An 18,781-nucleotide genomic window follows, 5' to 3' on the forward strand; every position below is an offset into this window, starting at 1 on the left:
TGTGCCAGTGTTCACTGGCAGAGTCGCGCAGGGAAGGGCATCGGCATGGCCGAACAGGAACATGTGCGGGTGGTGGTCGTCGGGTCCGGCTTCGGAGGGCTCGGGGCCGCCGTGCGGCTGCGGCGCGAGGGCATCACCGACTTCGTCGTGCTGGAGCGGGCCGGCAGCGTCGGGGGCACCTGGCGGGACAACAGCTATCCGGGGTGCGCCTGCGACGTGCCCTCCCACCTGTACTCCTTCTCCTTCGCCCCGTATCCCGACTGGCCGCGCGCCTTCTCCGGGCAGGAGCACATCCGGGCCTATCTGGAGCACGTCACCGACGTCTTCCACCTGCGGCCCCACCTCCGCTTCAACTCCGAGGTCAAGAAGATGACCTGGGACGGACAGAAGCTGCGCTGGGACATCGAGACCAGTGCGGGGGCCTTGTCCGCCGACGTCGTCGTCTCCGCCACCGGGCCCCTGTCCGATCCCAGGACGCCCGACATCCCGGGGCTCGACTCCTTCCCCGGCGAGGTCTTCCACTCCGCCCGCTGGAACCACGACTACGACCTGCGCGGCAAGCGCGTCGCCGTGGTCGGCACCGGCGCCTCCGCCATCCAGATCGTGCCCGCCATCCAGCCGCGGGTCGGCCGGCTCACCCTCTTCCAGCGCACCCCGCCCTGGGTCATGCCCCGCGCCGACCGCGCCATCAGCGGCGCCGAGCGGGCGCTGCACCGCGCGCTGCCCTTCACCACCAAGGCCCGCCGCGGACTGCTGTGGGGGATCAGGGAGTTGCAGGTCCAGGCCTTCACCAAGCACCCCGAAGAGCTCGGGTTCGTCGAGCAGTTGGCGAAACGGAACATGGCCCGCGCGATCAAGGACCCGGCCCTGCGCGCCAGGCTCACCCCCGACTACCGCATCGGCTGCAAGCGGATCCTGCTGAGCAACACCTACTATCCGGCGCTCGCCCAGCCCAACGTCGACGTCGTCAGCAGTGGGTTGAGCGAAGTGCGCGGCTCCACCCTCGTCGCCGCCGACGGCACCGAGACCGAGGTCGACGCGATCGTCTTCGGTACGGGCTTCCACGTCACCGACATGCCGATCGCCGACCGCGTGGTGGGCGCCGAGGGCAAGACCCTCGCCGAGGCGTGGACGGGTGGGATGGAGGCCCTGCGGGGCGCGTCCGCGGCCGGCTTCCCGAACTGGATGACCATCATCGGGCCCAACACCGGCCTCGGGAACTCCTCGATGATCCTGATGATCGAGTCCCAGCTGAACTACATGGCGGACTACCTGCGGCAGTTGGACGTCCTCGGCGGCAAAGCGGCCCTCGACGCCCGGCCCGCCGCGGTGCACGCCTGGAACCGGCGCGTGCAGGAGCGGATGGAGCGGTCGGTGTGGAGCACCGGCGGCTGCACCAGCTGGTACCTCGACGCGAACGGCCGCAACACCACGGTCTGGCCCGGTACGACGACCGAGTTCCGGCGGGCCACGCGGCGGGTGGATCTGGCGGAGTACGACGTCGTCCGGCCGTCGGCCGAACCCGCACGGGGTGCTCCCGCCGAGAAGGCGGTCTCCGCCAAGAAGGGCGCCGGCAAGGGCCCCAGGAAAGAGGTCTCCGCGTGAGCCGTCTGATGCACGTCACCGCCGGTCCCTACGCCCCGCCCGTCCCCGTCCGTGAGGTGACCGCCGTCTCCGCCGACGGCTCCCGGCTCCACGTCGAGTTCCACGGCCCCGAGGACGCCCCCGCCGTCGTGCTCGCGCACGGCTGGACCTGCTCGACCGCCTTCTGGGCGGCCCAGATCCGCGACCTCGCCGCCGATCACCGCGTCATCGCCTACGACCAACGCGGCCACGGACGCAGCCCGGCGAGCCCGTCGTGCAGTACGGACACCCTCGCCGACGACCTCGAAGCCGTACTGAAGACGGCGCTCGCGCCCGGCCGGCAGGCCGTGATCGCCGGTCACTCCATGGGTGGCATGACGGTGATGGCGGCGGCCACGCGCCCCGCGTTCCGCGAACACGCCGTCGCCGTCCTGCTGTGCAGCACCGGTTCCTCGCGGTTGGTCGCCGAGTCGACCGTCCTGCCGATCCGGGCGGGGAAGCTGCGGACCTGGCTGACCAAGAAGATCCTCGGCGCGCGGGGACCGCTCGGACCGGTCACGCCACTGTCCCGCCGGATCGTGAAGTACGGGACGATGGGCGCGGGTTCGGCGCCGCACATGGTGGAGGCGGTCGCGCGGATCGTGCTCGCGTGTCCGCCCAAGGCGCGGTACGCGTGGTCGCGGGTGCTGGATCTCCTCGAACTCGACCACGGCGTACGGGAGATCGGCGTACCGACGGCCGTGCTGTGCGGGACGGCCGACCGGCTGACACCGCCGGTGCACACACGGGCGCTGGTCGCCGCGCTGCCGAACTGCGTGGGCAGCACGGAGTTGGCGGGGCTCGGGCACATGACGCCGGTCGAGGCGCCGGAGTCGGTGAGCGGGCGGATCCGGGAGCTGGTGACGACGTACGTGACAGCCGGTACCGCCAGGGCAGTTGATACGTCCGACACGGCCACTAAGGAGAGCGCATGAGCAGGGTCGGTCTCGAAGGACAGGTCGCCGTCGTCACCGGAGCGGCGCGGGGTGTCGGGGAGTTGCTCGCCCGGAAGCTGTCCGCGCGCGGGGTGAAGGTGGCGTTGGTCGGCCTTGAGCCGGACGCCCTCAAGCAGGTCTCCGGGCGGCTGCACAGCGACAGCGACCACTGGTTCGCCGACGTCACGGACCACGAGGCGATGGCCCGGGTGGCGCGGGAGGTGAAGGAGCGGTTCGGGAAGATCGACATCGTGGTCGCCAACGCCGGTGTGGCGACGGGCGGTCCGTTCGTCGACTCCGATCCGGACGCCTGGCGGCGGGTGATCGAGGTGAACCTGATCGGGTCGGCGGTGACGGCCCGCGCGTTCCTGCCCCAACTGATGGAGAGCCGGGGCTACTTGCTCCAGATCGCCTCCCTCGCGGCGATGACGCCGGCGCCCATGATGACCGCGTACTGCGCCTCCAAGTCCGGTGTGGAGGCGTACGCGCACAGCCTGCGGGCCGAGGTCGGGTACAAGGGCGTGCGGGTCGGGGTGGGGTATCTGTCCTGGACCGACACCGACATGGTGCGCGGGGCGGACCAGGACGAGGTGATGCGGGAGCTGCGGCAGCGGTTGCCGTGGCCGTCCAACAAGACGTATCCGCTGGGCCCGGCCGTCGACCGGATCGTCGCCGGGATCGAGCGGCGGTCCAGTCATGTGTACGGGCAGTGGTGGCTGCGGGGGATGCAGGGCGTGCGCGGGTATCTGCCGGGGGTCATCGGCACCGTCGGGCAACGGGAGATGAAGCGGTTCGGATCCCGGTTGGACGGCATGCGCAACGGGCTCGTGGGCGCGGGTGGGACGGCCGACGAGGAGGCTCGCGCTACGCACCGTGACTGATCGAAATGCGCGGGTTGTCCTGGCGTGTGAATCTGGTCGAGGCCCGGTCAAGGGCCGTTCCCCCCACTCGATACGGGAGTGAACCCACATGGGTATGAAGGACCAGTTCCAGGACAAGTCGCAGGAGTGGCAGGACCAGGCCAAGAAGAAGATGGACGAGGCGGGGCGCTCCGCTGGGCGCGACGAGGACTCGGAGCGTAGCGCCGGGCGCGAGGAAGAGCCGGAGCGGCGGCAGCCTGAGGACCAGGACTTCGACGCCTAAGTCTGGCTTGTCCTACGAACGTGGGGTGCCCTGTGTGTTGGGGCGCCCCACGTTCGCGTTGCCGTGTGGGGTGCGTTGTCGGGTGCGGGTTCGTGGGGGCTGGTCGCGCAGTTCCCCGCGCCCCTAAGAGCACGGGAGTCGGCGCCTGCCCCGATTACTCTCGTGGCGGCAATTTCGGCCTCGACCGGTCCGGGACCGTCGAGTAGTCGGGCGGCGTCGCCGGGGCCCGGGTCTCCAGTAGCTCGACGGCCAGTCGGATCGCGTCGTCGAGTTGGACATGGCGTCCCTCCGCCCAGTCCAGCGGCGTGCGGAGGACCTCCAGGTCGGGGGTGACGCCGTGGTTCTCCACGCCCCAGCCGTACGCGTCGAACCAGGCCGCGTTCATCGGGACCGTGATGATCGTGCCGTCGCCCAGGCGGTGGCGGCCGGTCATGCCGACGACTCCGCCCCAGGTGCGCTGGCCGACGACCGGGCCCAGCTTGAGCAGCTTGAACGCCGCCGTGATCATGTCGCCGTCGGAAGACGTCGCTTCGTCGGCGAGGGCCACCACCGGGCCCCGGGGAGCGTTTCCGGCGTACGACACCGGTTGCGCGTTGCGGGTCAGGTCCCAGCCGAGGATCACGCGCGTGAGCTTCTCGACCACCAGCTCGCTGATGTGGCCGCCCGCGTTGCCGCGCACGTCGACCAGGAGTGCCGGGCGGGACACCTCCATCCGCAGGTCGCGGTTGAACTGGGCCCAGCCCGAGCCGCCCATGTCGGGGATGTGCAGATAGCCGCAGCGACCGCCGCTCAACTCCCGTACCACCGCCCGGCGTTTGGCCACCCAGTCCTGGTAGCGCAGGGGGCGTTCGTCGAGGAGGGGGACGACGGCGACCCGGCGGGCGCGGCCGGCCTCGCCCTCCGCCGGGGTGAAGGTCAGCTCGACGGTCGTGCCGCCGGCGCCCGCGAGGAGGGGATACGGGCCGGTCAGCGGGTCCACCGGGCGGCCGTCGACGTGGGTGAGGACGGCGCCCTCGCGGATGCCGGTGCCGGCCAGCGGGGAGCGGGCCTTGGAGTCGGAGGAGTCGCCGGGGAGGATCCGGTGGACGGCCCAACCCTCGTCCCTGCGCACGAAGTTGGCGCCGAGGAGGCCCTGGCGGCGCTGGTAGTGGGGCGGGCCCTCGTTGCGGCGGGCGGGGGTGACGTATGCGTGGGAGGTGCCCAGTTCGCCGAGGACCTCGCGCAGCAGGTCGGCGAACTCGTCGGGGGAGGCGACCCGTTCGACCAGTGGGCGGTACTGGTCGAGGACCGCGTCCCAGTCGATGCCGCACATCCCGGGGTCCCAGAAGTAGGCGCGGATGAGGCGGCCGGCCTCCGCGTAGGACTGGCGCCACTCGGCGGGCGGGTCGACCTCGTGCAGGATGCGGCGCAGGTCGATCCAGACCGTGCTGTCGAGGTCGCCGGACTCGGTGGAGGGGACGGCCCGCAGCTCGTCCTCGTCGACCACGACCAGCCGGGTGCCGTCGCCGCTGAGCGCGAACCAGTCGAGGTGGTCGACCAGTTCGGACTTCTTGGCCTTGCTGATGTTGAAGTACTCCAGGGTCGGCCGCCCGCTGGTGTCGTCCGGGTTGGCGAAGGTCTCGCCGAGCGCGCCCGAGATCGGCCAGCGCAGCCAGACCAGGCCGCCGCCCGCGACGGGGTACAGCGCCGAGTACTTGGAGGCGGTGACCGGGAAGGGGGTGACCCGGCTCTCCAGGCCCTCCACCTCGACGGTCACCGCGCCGTCCGCGCCCTCGTCCTCGACGGGGTCCAGGCCGCCGGCGGCCGGTCGGCCCTCGGGGCTCAGCGCGAACGGGGAGGGCGTGGCGGAGGAGAGGGGGACCAGGTAGGGGCGGCAGCCGAGCGGGAAGGAGAGGTCGCCGGTGTGGACGTCGTAGACCGGGTCGAAGCCGCGCCAGGAGAGGAACGCGAGATAGCGGCCGTCCCTGGTGAAGACCGGGTTCTCGTCCTCGAAGCGGCCGTTGGTCACGTCGACGATCAGCCGCTCGCCGCCCGTGAGTCCCGCGATGCGGGCCATCTTGATCTGGCGCAGGGAGCGGCCGATGCCGGGGTGCGACCAGGTGAGCCAGGCCCCGTCGGGGGAGAAGGCGAGGTCGCGCACCGGCCCGTTGATGGACCGGATCAGCTCGGTGACCTCCCCGTTGGAGTCCTCGGTCGCGTCGATGAGGAGTACGCGGCCGTCGTGGGAGGCGATCGCGAGCCGCTCGCCCTTGGCGTCCGACACCAGTTCCAGGACGCGGCCCAGCTCGCCCGAGGCCAGCCGGCGCGGTTCGCGGTCGCCGCTGGCGCGGGGCAGGGAGGCGATCTCGACCGCGTCCTCGCCCTCGGCGTCGGTGACGTAGGCGACCTGGCCGAGCGAGCCGAGCATCTCCGGGAGCCGGGCCCGTACGCCCGGGGTGTCGGTGATCGTGCGCGCGGGGCCGTCGCGGTGGGTCAGCCAGTACAGGCTGCCGCGGACGACGACGGCGCTCGCGCGGCCCGTCTCGTCGACCGAGAGACCGTCGACGTGCTGGGCGGCCGGGACCTGGTACGTGCGCCGGCCCGCGCGCGGCCCGCTGAGCCGTACCTCCAGGCGGCGCGGCTCGGAGCCCGCGGCGAGGTCGTCGACGATCCACAGGTCGCCCGCGCACTGGTACACCACGCGGGTGCCGTCGCTCGCCGCGTGCCGGGCGTAGAAGGCGTCGTGGTCGGTGTGCCGGCGCAGGTCGGAGCCGTCGTGGGCGCAGGAGTAGAGGTTGCCGACGCCCTCGTGGTCGGAGAGGAAGGCGATCCGGCCGCCGACGAACATGGGGGAGTCGAGGTGGCCGCCGAGGTCGGTGAGCAGCCGTTCGCCGTGCAGCCACAGGCGGCCGGTGGCGCCGCCCCGGTAGCGCTTCCAGGCGGCCGGTTCGTGCGGCGGGGTGCCGGTGAGGAGCAGGGTTTTGCGGTCGCCGTCGAGGTCGGCGACCTGGATGTCGGAGACCGGGCCCCAGGGCAGCTTGCGCCCCGGGTCACCGTCGGTGGCGACCTTGTAGGCCCAGGTGAAGTACGAGAATGGCTCGCCGTGCGAGGCGACGGCGAGGATCGTGCCGTCCGGGTCCCAGCCGCAGACCTGGGTGTCGGCCGACCCCCAGTAGGTGAGCTGCCGCCCGGGCCCGCCGTCCACCGGCACGACGTGGATCTCGGGCACCAGACTGCGCCAGCTCGTGTACGCGATCTGCCGGCCGTCGGGCGAGAAGCGGGGGTGCCCGGTCTTCGTACGGTCGACGGTCAGCCGCCAGGCGCGCTCCCGGCCGTCGAGCGGGGAGAGCCAGAGGTCGTCCTCGGCCACGAAGCACAACAGATCACCGCTGAGATGAGGCAGGCGCAGATAGCTCACCTCCCCATGCTTTTCCGGGGGATGGGTACCAGCAACTCGTGAACCGGTCCGAACTTTCACAGGCCTCCGTGGCGGGTCCCGTGGCGGGTCCCTCTTACGGATTCTTCACACACGTGACCCAGCACACGTACGAAACGGTTTCGTTTCGCTCGGCTTCGGGGTATCTTCATGGTTGTACGAACGAGTAAGCACGCGGAGTGAGAAGGTGAGAGGCATGACCGAGGTTGTCGCAACGGCGCGTCGCAGTCGGATCACGCCCGAGCGTGAGGCCGAGCTCTACGAGGCCGTGCTCGACCTGCTCCGTGAGGTCGGCTACGACGCCCTGACCATGGACGCCGTCGCCGCCCGCACCCGTTCCAGCAAGGCCACGCTCTACCGCCAGTGGGGCGGCAAGGCCGAGCTGGTGGTACGAGCCATCAAGCACACCAAGCCGGATCACGGCGAGGGCATCGACACCGGCTCGCTCCGGGAGGACCTGCACGCCTCCATCAGGGTCGACGACGACTGCACCCTGGAGAAGAACTCGTCGCTGATGCGGGGCGTCGCCATGGCGATGCACAACAACCCGGATCTGCGCCGTGCCTTCCGGGCGCAGCTGGTCGAGCCGGAGATGACCGGCTTCAACCTGATGATCCGGCGTGCCATCGACCGGGGCGAGGTCCGCGAGGACTGTCCCGCGCTGGAGTTCGTGGTGCACATGATGGTCGGCGGGTTCGCGACCCGGGCGCTGCTCGAAGACCAGCCGCCCACCCAGGACTTCCTCGTTTCGTACATCGACGCCGTGGTCCTCCCCGCCCTCGGTGTACCCACCAGCTGATCCCTGGCACAACCTCGTCGGCTGACCCTTCCCCGTACCCACTGCAGCACCTCACCACCTGACGTCACCGCTCAAGTCGTCGGGACGATCACCCCTGCCCCCCCCCCCGCCGGGTTGATCACCCCTGCCCTGCACCACCACACGACCTGACCGGGAGACCGCCCTCGTGGCCACGATCCTCTACAGACTCGGCCGGTTCGCCTTCAGGCGACGGCACTTCGTCGCCCTGTTCTGGGTGGCACTGCTGACCCTCGTGGGAGTGGGCGCGGCCAGCGCCCCGGCCGCGGGGACGACCTCCTTCTCCGTCCCGGGCACGGAGGCCCAGAAGGCCTTCGACCTGCTGGAACAGCGCTTCCCCGGCACCAGTGCCGACGGCGCGACCGCACGCGTCGTCTTCAAGGCGCCGGCCGGCGAGAAGATCTCCGACTCCGCCAACAAGGCGATCGTGACGAAGGCCGTCGACGACCTGGCCGACGGCTCGGAGGTCACCTCCGTCGCCGACCCGTTCAAGTCGAACGCGGTCAGCAAGAACGGCACGATCGCCTACGCGTCGGTGAGCTACAAGGTCTCTGGCATGGAGCTCAAGGACTCCTCGCGGGACGCCCTGGAGGACACCGCCAAGCAGGCGCAGGACGCCGGGCTGACCGTCGAGGTCGGCGGTGACGCCCTCCAGACCACGCCCGAGACCGGATCCACCGAGATCATCGGCATCGCGGTCGCGGCCGTCGTCCTCGTCATCACCTTCGGCTCGCTGATAGCGGCCGGACTGCCGCTGCTGACCGCCCTCATCGGCGTGGGCATCGGCGTCTCGGCCATCACCGGCCTGGCCAGCGCACTGGACCTCGGCTCGACGACCTCCACCCTCGCGATGATGATCGGCCTCGCGGTCGGCATCGACTACGCCCTGTTCGTCGTCTCCCGCTATCGAGCCGAACTGGCCGACGGCAGAGATCGAGAGGAAGCGGCCGGCAGAGCGGTGGGCACGGCGGGCTCCGCGGTGGTCTTCGCCGGCCTGACGGTGGTCATCGCGCTGGTCGGTCTGTCGGTGGTCAACATCCCGATGCTGACGAAGATGGGCGTAGCGGCCGCCGGCACCGTCGCCATCGCGGTCTTCATCGCGCTGACCATGATCCCGGCGCTGCTCGGTTACGCAGGCCGCAAGATCAAGCCAGCCGGTCAGAAGAGCAGGTTCCTGGGCGGGGCGCGCGCGGCCAAGAAGGCCGACAAGCCCAACATGGGCACGCGCTGGGCGAGCTTCGTCGTACGGCGTCCGATCGCCGTGCTGCTGCTCGGCGTGGTCGGCCTCGGCGCCGCGGCCATCCCGGCGGGCTCTCTCGAACTGGGCCTGGGCGACGACGGCTCCCAGCCGACGTCCACCACCCAGCGACGGGCCTACGACCTCCTCTCGGACGGCTTCGGCCCCGGCTTCAACGGCCCCCTGATGATCGCGGTCGACGCCAAGGACAGCGACGCCCCCAAGGCGGCGGTGACCGAGGTCCGCGACCGCATCAAGGGCCTGGGGGATGTCCAGTCGGTCAGCCCGGCGAACTTCAACAAGGCCGGCGACACGGCGACGATCACCGTCGTCCCCGACTCCAAGCCCTCGTCGGTGACGACCGAGGACCTGGTGCACTCCATCCGTGACGCGGGCGCCGACATCAAGGCCGACACCGACGCGACGGTGCTGGTCACCGGCACGACGGCGATGAACATCGACGTCTCGCAGAAGCTGAACGACGCGCTGATCCCGTATCTGATCCTGGTGGTCGGCCTCGCCTTCCTCCTGCTGATCGTGGTCTTCCGCTCGATCCTGGTCCCGCTGAAGGCGGCCCTCGGCTTCCTGCTCTCCGTCATGGCGGCGCTCGGCGCGGTGGTCGCGGTCTTCCAGTGGGGCTGGTTCGCGAGCCTGCTGGGCGTGGAGGAGACCGGCCCGGTCATGTCGATGATGCCGATCTTCATGGTCGGCGTGGTCTTCGGCCTCGCGATGGACTACGAGGTCTTCCTCGTGACCCGCATGCGAGAGGCCTACGTCCACGGCGAGAAGGCCAGCCAGGCCGTCGTCACCGGCTTCAAGCACGGCGCGCGGGTCGTCACGGCCGCGGCGGTGATCATGATGGCGGTCTTCGCGGGCTTCATCGGCTCCAGCGAGTCCATGATCAAGATGATCGGCTTCGGCCTCGCGATCGCGGTCTTCTTCGACGCGTTCATCGTCCGCATGGCGATCGTGCCGGCGGTCCTCGCGCTGCTCGGGAAGCGGGCCTGGTGGCTGCCGAAGTGGCTGGACCGGGCACTGCCGAACGTGGACGTGGAGGGCGAGGGCCTGAAGGCGCTGTCCGACGCGGACGCGAAGGCGGATCCGGACGAGAAGAAGGAGCTGGTCCGGGCCTAGAGATCTTGAAGGGCTCGGCTCGGAGGTAGTCACGGCGGCCTCTCGAACCCGCGGGGTGTAGTGCGCTACACCCCGGGTTCGGGAGGCCGCTCCCTCGTTGCGGGAGGCGCCGGACGGGATCGTGGACAACGGATCGAAGAGATCCGGAACTCCATGTCTTCCCTGGTCAGAAAGGCCCTCCGATGCGTACTCCGCGTTCTTCGCATGCTTCCCGTTCTCCGCTCGCCGCCGTCAGGAAGTTCGTCGCCGACCTCGTCCTGTGGAGCTGCTTCGTCGGCGGCCTCGCCGCCAGCACCGCCGCGGGTACGGTCCTCGACGGCACCGGCAAGAACATCGCCACGGCCGCCGGAGCGGTGGTCGCGCTCCTCGCCGGCTCACGCATCGCGAAGAAGCCGAGGATCAAGGCGTTCCTGTCCCGCCCCGGCACCCTCTGGTTCCTGTTCCTCTTCAACGGCGGTACCGCGGTCGCCATGTACTTCACGATGGACGGCGTCAAGGGGATCCTGGCCGCCGCGATGATGGGCCTGGTCTCGCTGGGCGCGGCGGGCGGGCTGATCGCGGGGCGCCGTCAGCGGGCGACGGAGGACGCGGCGGCCGCCGAGGCGGAGTGGGTGTGAGGCGGACAGGCCTCCGCCGGGTGCCGGTCGGTACGCACCTCGGCCCACACCGTCTTGCGCGGATACGGTCCCATGGCCACGCCCCATCGGTCCGCGAGGGCGTCCACGAGGACGAGGCCTCTGCCCGACTCGGCGCCGGGGGCCGCGGAGTTGAGGCGGGGGAGGGCGTCGGCCCGGGTGTCGGTGACCTCGATACGGAGGGTGTCGCCGACGACGTAGAGGGTCAGACGGAAGTCCCGTCCCGGTACGCGACCGTGCGTCACCGCGTTGGCGGCCAGTTCGGCGACGATCTGCGCCGCGGTCTCCAACGGGAGTTCCCAGGCGCGGAGTTGTTCGCCGGCGAGGAGCCGGGCGAGGCGGGCGCCTCGGGGAGTGGGGGAGAGGGGGACGGAGAAGTTGCGGATGGTGATTTCTTGATTCATGTCACTCAGGGTGAGGGCGTTTGCTTCCCTGGGTGAGTGATGACGTCGGTGCGTAGCGTGACTGTCTCCCCTTTGTCCCGCGCTGTCTCGGCTGTCTCGGAGGCTGTACGGGTACGGGAGGGATCATGAACGAGGGTGTGGACGAGGCCGGTTGGGATGTCGAACCGGGCGACGAGATCGAGCCGTTGGTCCAGGCGGTCGGGCGGATGCTCAGGGTGTTCCGGGACGCGTCGGGAATGCGGGTGGCCGACCTCGCGGAAGCGATGGGGTACGGCGAGGACATGATCCGGAAGATCGAACGCGGGGTACGGATTCCGAGGCCGGAGTTCCTGGACCGGGCCGATCAGTTGCTGAACGCGCGGGGGCATCTGCGGGCGTTCATGGAGGACATGCAGAAGGCCCGGTACCCGAAGAAGGTACGGGAACTGAAGGGACTGGAGGACCGGGCCGTCGAGGTGCTGGTCTACAACAACCACAACCTGCACGGGCTGTTGCAGACGCCGGAGTATGCGCGGGCCCTGTTCGAGATGGTGCTGCCCACGTACTCGGCGGACGAGGTGGAGCGAGGGATCGCCGCCCGCTTGGCACGAAAGGTGATCTTCGACCGGGAGCCGCCGCCGATGCTCATGTTCATCCAGGAGCAGGTGACGCTGGAACGCCCCTACGGCGGGAAGGCCGTGCTGCGCCGACAGCTGCAACACCTTCTGGAGCTGGGACAGTTACGGAATGTCTCGCTTCAGGTGATGCCTACCGACAGTGAAGAGCACGGCGGAGTGCACGGCACGATCCAGGTGATGAAATTCGCCGACGGCACGTCGATCGGACGTTCCGACGGAGCCTTCAACGGCCGTCCGGTCTCAAACCCCAGGGATCTTCGTATCCTGGAAATGCGGCATGGCATGATCCGGGCGCAGGCTCTCACGCCCAGGGAGTCGCTGGCCTTCATCGAGCAGGTGCTGGGGAGACTATGAACACGCCGGAACTCCACTGGTTCAAGAGCAGCTACAGCGACAGCGGCGATATCAATGACTGCGTCGAAGTGGCCGTGGCCCCCTCCGCCATCCACATCCGTGACTCCAAGGCCCCCCACACCCCCCACCTCACCGTCACCGCCACCACCTGGATCGACTTCCTGGAGCAACTGTGACCACGCTGACCGCACGCCCCAACACCGCTCTGCTCGTGATCGACGTACAGGTCGCCGTCGTCGCGGACGCGCACGCGCGTGACGCGGTCGTCGGGAACATCGCCGGGCTCGTCGACCGGGCGCGGGAGCAGGCCACTCCCGTCATCTGGGTGCAGCACTCCGACGACAACGTGGCGCAGGAGAGCGAGGGTTGGCAGATCGTCCCCGAGTTGGCCCCGCGCGAGCCGGAGGCCCTCGTGCGCAAGCGCTTCGGCGACTCCTTCGACGACACGAACCTGGAGGATCTGCTGGCCGAGGCCGGGGTCGGACACCTCGTCGTGGTCGGTGCGTCCACCGACGTCTGCATCCGGTCCACGATCCACGGCGGCCTCGTCCGCGGCTACGACGTCACGCTCGTCGGTGACGCCCACACCACGGTCGATCTGAGCCAGTGGGGTGCGCCGCCGCCGGAGCAGGTCATCGCGCACACGAACCTGTACTGGAAGCACCACGAGTCCCCGGGCCGCACGGCCGATGTCGTCGAGACGAAGGAAATTTCGTTCGGAAACTGAGCGCACCCAGCACTACCGTGCCCTCATGACCACGACGAACACTCCCGCCGAGGACGAGTCCTCCGGAGCCAGCCCCCGATTCGCCGACGCACTGCGGGAATTGGGGCTGGCGGACCTGCTCCCCCGCGTACGCCGCTTCCCGGACGCGACCCGCACCGCGGCCGAGGCCGCCGCGGCGATCGGGTGCGAGTTGAGCGAGATCTGCAAGTCCCTGATCTTCGCGGCGGACGGCGTCCCGGTGCTGGTACTGATGGACGGTTCGTCGAGGGTGGACCTCGAACGCGTCCGGGAGGAACTGGGCGCCGAGAAGGTCACGCGGGCCAAGGCGGACGTCGTACGGGAGACGACCGGCTATGCCATCGGCGGCGTACCGCCCTTCGGACACCATACGAAGACGCGCGTACTGGCCGACCGTTCGCTGCTGGAGCACGACGTGGTGTGGGCCGCGGCCGGCAACCCGCACACCGTCTTCCCGATGGAACCCAAGGACCTCGTGACCCACGCCGGCGCGACTCTCGTGGACGTGCGCGAGCGCGACTCGTGACCCCCGTGGTGGCCACGGCCGTCCTGCTGGCCGCGGTCACACACGCCAGCTGGAACGCCATCGCCCACCAGATCACCGACAAACTGGTCGGGTTCACGCTGATCGCGGGCGGCGGGGTGCTGATCGGCCTGGCGATGATGCCGTTCGTGCCAGTACCGGCGCGCGCGGCATGGCCGTACCTCCTGCTCTCCGCCGTCATCCACATCGCGTACTTCGTCCTCCTGATGAGGTCGTTCAAGCTGGGCGACTTCGGCCAGGCCTACCCGATCGCCCGCGGCACGGCACCCCTGGTGGTCACCCTCCTCGCCGCCGTCTTCGCCCACGAGGTCCCCAACGGCTGGGCCGCCGCGGGCATCGCCCTCTCCTGCACGGGCCTGACGGGCGTCGCCGTATGGGGCCTGCGCGGCAGCAGCCCCAACTGGCCGGCGATCGGCGCGGCGTTGGCGACGGGCCTGACCATCGCGGCCTACACGGTCGTCGACGGCCTGGGCGTCCGCGCCTCGGGCTCGTCCCTCGGCTACATCGCGTGGCTGATGGCGCTGGAGGGCTTGGCGATCCCCACGTACGCGGCCACTCGCTGGCGCGGCGAATTCTTCACGGTCCTACGCCCGTTCGCGGCACTCGGCCTCCTGGGCGCGACCTTGTCCGTCGCCGCGTACGGCTTGGTCCTGTGGGCCCAGACGAAGGCGGAACTGGCACCGATCGCGGCATTGAGAGAATCGTCGATCATCGTCGGCGCGGCCATCGGCGCCGTCTTCTTCAAGGAACGGTTCGGGGTGTCACGTATCGCGGCCGCGGTGTTGTTGGTGGCGGGGATCGGGCTGATGTTGCGGGCGGGGTAGCGCCCCGGGTGGAGCGGAGTGCTGATGAAGAAGGCCTATTGGCAGTCCTACTGGTACCGCCTGCGCTTTCGTGCCGACAGTGAGCAGTGGGCCGGGTGGCAGGGGCTGGGGGGACCGGAGTTCAGCCAGGTGCCGAACAAGGTGCTGGTGGACTCGTCCCTGGAGGCGTGGGCCACGGCCCTCCTTCAGGAGGCCCGGTTCGAACTCGAGGACCTGCGCGGTGATCTGCTGATCGAGTGCTTCGAGGAGCCGGCCCCGAGCGCGGGCACGGAACCCGTGTTCTCGGCCCAGGTGGAGTTGGGGCCCGGGCGATAGCCCGCTGTGCCAGCCATTGAAGCGGTCAGCCGGCCTCCGCCGTGCTCACCCTGTCGCCAGTCGGGGTCGTGCATCCGGTGCGGTCATGTGTTGGCCTGGCAGGCGGCGCGGGCCAGGGTTTGTGCGTTGTATCCCCTGAGGGGTTTTGACTGCTGGATCGGATTCTTTCCGCCGGCGATGTCGAAAGTCCGGACCGCTGCGGTGCTGATCTTGGCCGGAAGGTTGTCGGAGATGCACGGAATGGCCATCACCACTACTTCGGCCTTGGCTTTCGCTCCCCCGGGGCGCCGTGTCGACAGCTTGGGCAGGAGCGAGTCCCGGTACGTCCACGTCACCGACTTGGTGTTTCCGCGCTTCGACGAAAGGGCTCCCGGGTTCGCGGTGGCGGGGAGCGATCCGTCGTAGACGGGGAGATACGAGTTAGGTTCGCGGAAGCCCTGGCCCGGCGGGAGCCAGACGGCGAATCCGATGTTCACGGAATGGTCCGCCGTTGCCGTCAATGTCTGGTTGGCCGGGTCGAAATCCTTCAGTTCGGCCCGGGACGGAGGCCGGAAGGCGCTGGGACAGTCGGATGAGAGGGGCAGGTCCTCGTAGTTCGTCTCGGGGGTCACATAGGCGTCGGAGACGAACTGCGGTTCCTTGGTCTCACCGGAGAGGTGCTTCGCGAGGAACGCTTTCCAGCCCGGTGGCTGTTTGGCCACGCGCAGCCACCTGCTGGTGAACCAGCGCTGGCTGTCGTCAGAACCGAGTTTGTCGAGAATCGGATCGCCGATGCAGTATTCGGAGAATCCGAGGGAGCAGTCCGCTGCGAATCTGCCGTTCGCCGGATAGTAGCGAGCGGGCCCGCTCCTGCTGTTGTTCCCGACCTCTCCGGCAGTGATTCCGATGTACTTCACTTTCAGGGTTCGTGAGCCGGAACACGACGGTTTGGCCAGACCAACCTTCTCCGCCGGAAAGAAGAGGTTCACGCCCGAGACAAGCAGGACCACGGCGCCGGCGATCGCCGTGAGAACGGCAGCTCGGTCGACCAGAGAGGTGCCGGAACTCGGTGCGGTCCTGGCTATGATGGCGGCGATCACGCCAATGATCAGGCTGGCGATGATTCCATCGACGCGTGAAACCTGGGTGCTGCCGTAGAGAATTCCCAGATAGACGAAGGTTATGCGCGCGATCAGGACGGCGAAGGCCAGGACGAGCACGGTGACCAAGAAAGTGAGATTTTTCAGCACGAGCCCCCCAGTGAAAATCCTCGCTCAGGTCACGGGCGGAAGTAGTACTTGTAGGCGAGCACCTTCCCGTTGGCGTCCGTCAGGTTGATCCGGACGTGGTCGGCGCCACCGGGGACGTTCGCGGCGAGAGAGAGGTTCTGTTCCGTGTAGTTCTCGCAGTGGGTGCTGGTGCTTCGTTCGTCCAGCGGGGTCGTGCCTGCCCACGAGATGCCGTACGCGCGCTTGCAGCCGTAGGCGTTGAGGTATCCGTCGAGGCCAACCGACCGGTTGTACCAGGTGATCTGGCCGGCGTACCAGCTGTCGCCCGCCTGGACGGAAAAGTAGGACGTGGGGTAGGCGGTCGTGGCGGCGCCGGCGGTCGGCGCCCCGGCGAGAACCGGCACGGCTGCCGCCGCCACCGCGGCCGTGATCGCACTGACTTTCCTCAACAAGGCTGATCCCCCGTCTACTTGGGTGAAACTCTGTCGGCCAGCGACACGGTAGCCGTCCGTCGGCGGGTTGTGGGGATGTTCATCAACTCCCCGCCACCCTCAGAGGATGTCCGCCAGCCGGTCCACCTGGTCCGGGTCGACGCCGTAGCAGTAGAGCATCACCTTGTCGGCGCCCAGGTCGGTGAACGCGGTGATCGTCTCCCGGATCTCCGTCGGGGTCGTGAGCATGCCGGACACCATGCGGTCGGCCATGCCGGTGAAGGCGTAGTACGCGTGCATGTTGGTGCGGGCGTCGTCGATCACGTCGTCCGGGCCCAGCGCGACGTTGACCTGCGCGACGATGCGCGGTTCACCGGCGCGGTCGTACTCCTTCCAGAACCGGCGTGCCGTGTCGAACAGGCCGCCCGCCCAGGAGGGTGCCGCAGCGGCGAGGAAACCGTCGCCCCAGCGTGCGACGCGTTCGATCGCGGCTGGCTGGAAGCCGCCGAAGAGGACCTCGGGGCCGCCGGGCCGGGCGGGCGCGGGGCCGATCGGGCCGACGCCCACGCCGGTCCCGTCTTCATCCTCGTAGTCCTCGTACGGCTTTCCCGACCACAACCTCCGCATCACAGCCAGCTGTTCGTCCAGGCGCCTGCCCCGCGTGCGCAGGTCCGTTCCGGCGGCCCGGTGGTCGTCCTCCCGGCCGCCGACGCCCAGGCCGAGGACCAGGCGGCCGTCGGTCATCCGGTCCAGGGTCGCGGCCTGCTTGGCCAGGAGTGCGGTGTCGCGCAGCGGGGCCAGCAGGACCTCGGTCTGGACGCGGACGCGGGAGGTCGCGCCCGCCAGGACGGCGAGGGCGACCAACGGCTCGGGGTTGTCGTAGACGAGACGGTCGAGCAGGCCGACGGTGGTGAAGGGCCCGGCGTCCGCGCGCCGCGCCCAGGTCAGCAGGGCGGCGGGGTCGCAGATGGGCAGGCCGATACCGACGTTCATGAAGGAGCCTCCGAAGGAAGGGTCGACAGAGTTGCTGCCGCCCCTTCGGCACCTCAGTTCGTGGAGGTGGGACGCTCCCGCCCTGCGGCCTGCTTCTGGGGAACGTCTCGTCGAAGTGGCCTCACCCTAGGGCGCCGTGGATCGAGGGAACAACCGGATTTGCGCGCGGCCCCCGGCCCCCTGCCCCGACAGCTCCACCAATCGTCAATTACAGGTTGACGATCCAGGAGCGTCAATTTAAAGTTGACGCATGAGCCCACTCGACATCAGCCTCGCCGACCTGATCGCCCGTCTCGACGAGGAACTCCCCGAATCCGACGAACTGGCCCGCATCAGCGAGGCACGACTGCGCGCCCAGACCCTGTCCGACCTCGGTGACCAGCTCATCGACCACTACGTCAGCAAGGCCAAGCAGGTCGGCGCGTCCTGGACCGAGATCGGCGACGCCATCGGGGTGACCAAGCAGGCCGCCCAACAGCGCCACGCCCCCGGCCCGTTCGAGCGGTTCACCGACCTCAACCGGCACGGCATCGTGCTGGCGCAGGAGGCCGCCCGCACGCACAAGCACGGCTTCATCGGCACCGAACACCTCCTCCTCGGCCTGCTCGGCGAACCGCGCGGCCTGGCCTACGAGGTGCTGGTGGCGCAGGTCGGGTCCGAGCAGGGCGTCCGCGCCGCGATCGAGGAGGCGTTGCCGCCGGCCGGGGCGCAGGCGCTGCGCGGTCACATCGCGTTCCGGCCGGAGAGCAAGGAGTCCATCGAGCAGGCCCGCGCCGCGGCCACCGACCTCGGCCACGACTGGGTCGGTACGGAACACATGCTGCTCGGCCTGATCCGCGTCGAGGCGAGCCCGGCCGCGCGGATCCTGCGCGACCTCGGCTTCACGTCCGACGAACTGCGCGAGACGATCAGGACCGAGGTCGCCGAACGGCTCGCCGCGCGCGGCAAGCAGCAGAAGTAGGTGTACGAATGCGGCGCCGGTCAGCCCCGCTGTGCCACCGCCACCGCGTCCACCTCGAACAGCATCCCCGGCAACGCGAGGGACGCGACCCCGCTCAGGGTCTGCGCGGGGAGCCGGTCGCCGAAGCGCGTGTGCAGCGCCTTGCCCAGGATCTCCAGCTTCGTGACGTCGTGATCCACGATGAACGTGCCCAGCCGGACCACGTGTTCGAAGCCGAGCCCCACTCCCGCCAGCGCCGACCGCAGTCGCTCGAAGGCCACGTCCACCTGCGCGGCGAAGTCGCCCGGCACGGGTGACCCCGTCGGGTCGGAGGCGTACTGCCCGGCGATGAAGACCAGTTCACCGGGTGCCGACACGGCGTGGCTGTAGCCGAAGGGGGTGGGGTCGTGGAGCGCGGGTGGGTTGGTGATCGTGCGGGTGTCGTCGTCCTTGAGCGTCATGGACGG

20 protein-coding genes are annotated in these 18,781 nt (G+C 69.6%); 14 read left to right on the forward strand and 6 right to left on the reverse strand.

Annotated elements, in window-relative coordinates; translation table 11 throughout:
* Positions 1-45 precede the first annotated feature (45 nt).
* The 4 genes from ACIP6U_RS14585 (at position 46) to ACIP6U_RS14600 (ending at position 3,701) form a co-directional block, all read left to right on the forward strand.
* Positions 46-1,605, forward strand: a complete 1,560-nt coding sequence (locus ACIP6U_RS14585; protein ID WP_401716512.1) for a flavin-containing monooxygenase — start codon at positions 46-48, stop codon at positions 1,603-1,605.
* Complete coding sequence (locus ACIP6U_RS14590) at positions 1,602-2,558, forward strand: alpha/beta fold hydrolase (RefSeq protein ID WP_401716515.1); 957 nt, start codon at positions 1,602-1,604, stop codon at positions 2,556-2,558. The genes ACIP6U_RS14585 and ACIP6U_RS14590 overlap by 4 nt, the downstream gene beginning before the upstream one ends.
* Positions 2,555-3,439, forward strand: coding sequence for an SDR family oxidoreductase (locus ACIP6U_RS14595; protein ID WP_401716518.1), 885 nt, complete (start codon positions 2,555-2,557; stop codon positions 3,437-3,439). The genes ACIP6U_RS14590 and ACIP6U_RS14595 overlap by 4 nt, the downstream gene beginning before the upstream one ends.
* A gap of 88 nt (positions 3,440-3,527) precedes the next feature.
* On the forward strand, positions 3,528-3,701 hold the full coding sequence (locus tag ACIP6U_RS14600) for a hypothetical protein (protein ID WP_401716521.1): 174 nt from the start codon (positions 3,528-3,530) through the stop codon (positions 3,699-3,701).
* Between the two features lie 154 nt (positions 3,702-3,855).
* Here the strand turns inward: ACIP6U_RS14600 and ACIP6U_RS14605 are convergent, their stop codons facing one another.
* Positions 3,856-7,098: a S41 family peptidase gene (locus tag ACIP6U_RS14605; protein WP_401716524.1), complete on the reverse strand. Its 3,243-nt coding sequence runs from the start codon at positions 7,096-7,098 to the stop codon at positions 3,856-3,858.
* A 214-nt stretch (positions 7,099-7,312) separates the two neighbouring features.
* Between ACIP6U_RS14605 and ACIP6U_RS14610 the strand changes: the two genes are divergently transcribed.
* From ACIP6U_RS14610 to ACIP6U_RS14620, 3 genes are all read left to right on the forward strand, one after another.
* Positions 7,313-7,915, forward strand: coding sequence for a TetR/AcrR family transcriptional regulator (locus ACIP6U_RS14610; RefSeq protein WP_401716526.1), 603 nt, complete (start codon positions 7,313-7,315; stop codon positions 7,913-7,915).
* A 166-nt stretch (positions 7,916-8,081) separates the two neighbouring features.
* The gene (locus tag ACIP6U_RS14615) at positions 8,082-10,304 is read left to right on the forward strand and encodes an MMPL family transporter (protein WP_401716528.1); all 2,223 of its coding nucleotides are present in this window, start codon (positions 8,082-8,084) and stop codon (positions 10,302-10,304) included.
* A gap of 182 nt (positions 10,305-10,486) precedes the next feature.
* Entirely contained in the window at positions 10,487-10,921 is a 435-nt protein-coding gene (locus tag ACIP6U_RS14620) for a hypothetical protein (protein ID WP_401716531.1), read from the forward strand.
* On the opposite strand, the gene ACIP6U_RS14625 is transcribed toward ACIP6U_RS14620, so the two are convergent.
* Complete coding sequence (locus ACIP6U_RS14625; protein ID WP_401716534.1) at positions 10,873-11,343, reverse strand: ATP-binding protein; 471 nt, start codon at positions 11,341-11,343, stop codon at positions 10,873-10,875. The genes ACIP6U_RS14620 and ACIP6U_RS14625 overlap by 49 nt on opposite strands.
* A 125-nt stretch (positions 11,344-11,468) precedes the next feature.
* Between ACIP6U_RS14625 and ACIP6U_RS14630 the strand changes: the two genes are divergently transcribed.
* Genes ACIP6U_RS14630 through ACIP6U_RS14655 form a run of 6 tightly spaced genes read left to right on the forward strand, consistent with a single transcriptional unit; the run spans position 11,469 to position 14,742 of the window.
* On the forward strand, positions 11,469-12,314 hold the full coding sequence (locus ACIP6U_RS14630; RefSeq protein WP_401716537.1) for a helix-turn-helix domain-containing protein: 846 nt from the start codon (positions 11,469-11,471) through the stop codon (positions 12,312-12,314).
* Positions 12,311-12,490, forward strand: coding sequence for a DUF397 domain-containing protein (locus ACIP6U_RS14635; RefSeq protein ID WP_401716540.1), 180 nt, complete (start codon positions 12,311-12,313; stop codon positions 12,488-12,490). The genes ACIP6U_RS14630 and ACIP6U_RS14635 overlap by 4 nt, the downstream gene beginning before the upstream one ends.
* Entirely contained in the window at positions 12,487-13,041 is a 555-nt protein-coding gene (locus tag ACIP6U_RS14640) for a cysteine hydrolase family protein (protein ID WP_401716542.1), read from the forward strand. The genes ACIP6U_RS14635 and ACIP6U_RS14640 overlap by 4 nt, the downstream gene beginning before the upstream one ends.
* A gap of 25 nt (positions 13,042-13,066) precedes the next feature.
* A complete protein-coding gene (locus ACIP6U_RS14645) occupies positions 13,067-13,585 on the forward strand; it encodes a YbaK/EbsC family protein (protein ID WP_401716544.1) in 519 nt (172 codons plus the stop codon).
* Positions 13,582-14,427, forward strand: coding sequence for an EamA family transporter (locus ACIP6U_RS14650; protein WP_401716547.1), 846 nt, complete (start codon positions 13,582-13,584; stop codon positions 14,425-14,427). The genes ACIP6U_RS14645 and ACIP6U_RS14650 overlap by 4 nt, the downstream gene beginning before the upstream one ends.
* 24 nt (positions 14,428-14,451) lie before the next feature.
* Positions 14,452-14,742, forward strand: coding sequence for a hypothetical protein (locus tag ACIP6U_RS14655; protein ID WP_401716550.1), 291 nt, complete (start codon positions 14,452-14,454; stop codon positions 14,740-14,742).
* An 83-nt stretch (positions 14,743-14,825) separates the two neighbouring features.
* Here the strand turns inward: ACIP6U_RS14655 and ACIP6U_RS14660 are convergent, their stop codons facing one another.
* The 3 genes from ACIP6U_RS14660 to ACIP6U_RS14670 all read right to left on the reverse strand — a co-directional run bounded on the left by ACIP6U_RS14660 (position 14,826) and on the right by ACIP6U_RS14670 (position 17,374).
* Positions 14,826-15,950: a hypothetical protein gene (locus ACIP6U_RS14660; protein ID WP_401716553.1), complete on the reverse strand. Its 1,125-nt coding sequence runs from the start codon at positions 15,948-15,950 to the stop codon at positions 14,826-14,828.
* Between the two features lie 50 nt (positions 15,951-16,000).
* Positions 16,001-16,399, reverse strand: a complete 399-nt coding sequence (locus tag ACIP6U_RS14665) for a hypothetical protein (protein ID WP_401716555.1) — start codon at positions 16,397-16,399, stop codon at positions 16,001-16,003.
* Positions 16,400-16,501: 102 nt separating this feature from the next.
* Positions 16,502-17,374, reverse strand: a complete 873-nt coding sequence (locus ACIP6U_RS14670; RefSeq protein ID WP_401716558.1) for an LLM class flavin-dependent oxidoreductase — start codon at positions 17,372-17,374, stop codon at positions 16,502-16,504.
* 250 nt (positions 17,375-17,624) lie between these two features.
* Here ACIP6U_RS14670 and ACIP6U_RS14675 point away from each other — a divergent pair, with 250 nt between their 5' ends.
* Positions 17,625-18,335 carry a Clp protease N-terminal domain-containing protein gene (locus ACIP6U_RS14675; protein WP_401716561.1) on the forward strand — a complete coding sequence of 237 codons (711 nt, stop codon included), beginning with the start codon at positions 17,625-17,627 and terminating at the stop codon, positions 18,333-18,335.
* Positions 18,336-18,355: 20 nt separating this feature from the next.
* Here ACIP6U_RS14675 and ACIP6U_RS14680 read toward each other — a convergent pair whose 3' ends face one another.
* Positions 18,356-18,775, reverse strand: coding sequence for a RidA family protein (locus ACIP6U_RS14680; protein WP_401716564.1), 420 nt, complete (start codon positions 18,773-18,775; stop codon positions 18,356-18,358).
* Positions 18,776-18,781 lie beyond the last annotated feature (6 nt).

The organism is Streptomyces sp. NPDC088794, from assembly GCF_044750545.1.
In the GTDB taxonomy this organism is placed as follows: domain Bacteria; phylum Actinomycetota; class Actinomycetes; order Streptomycetales; family Streptomycetaceae; genus Streptomyces.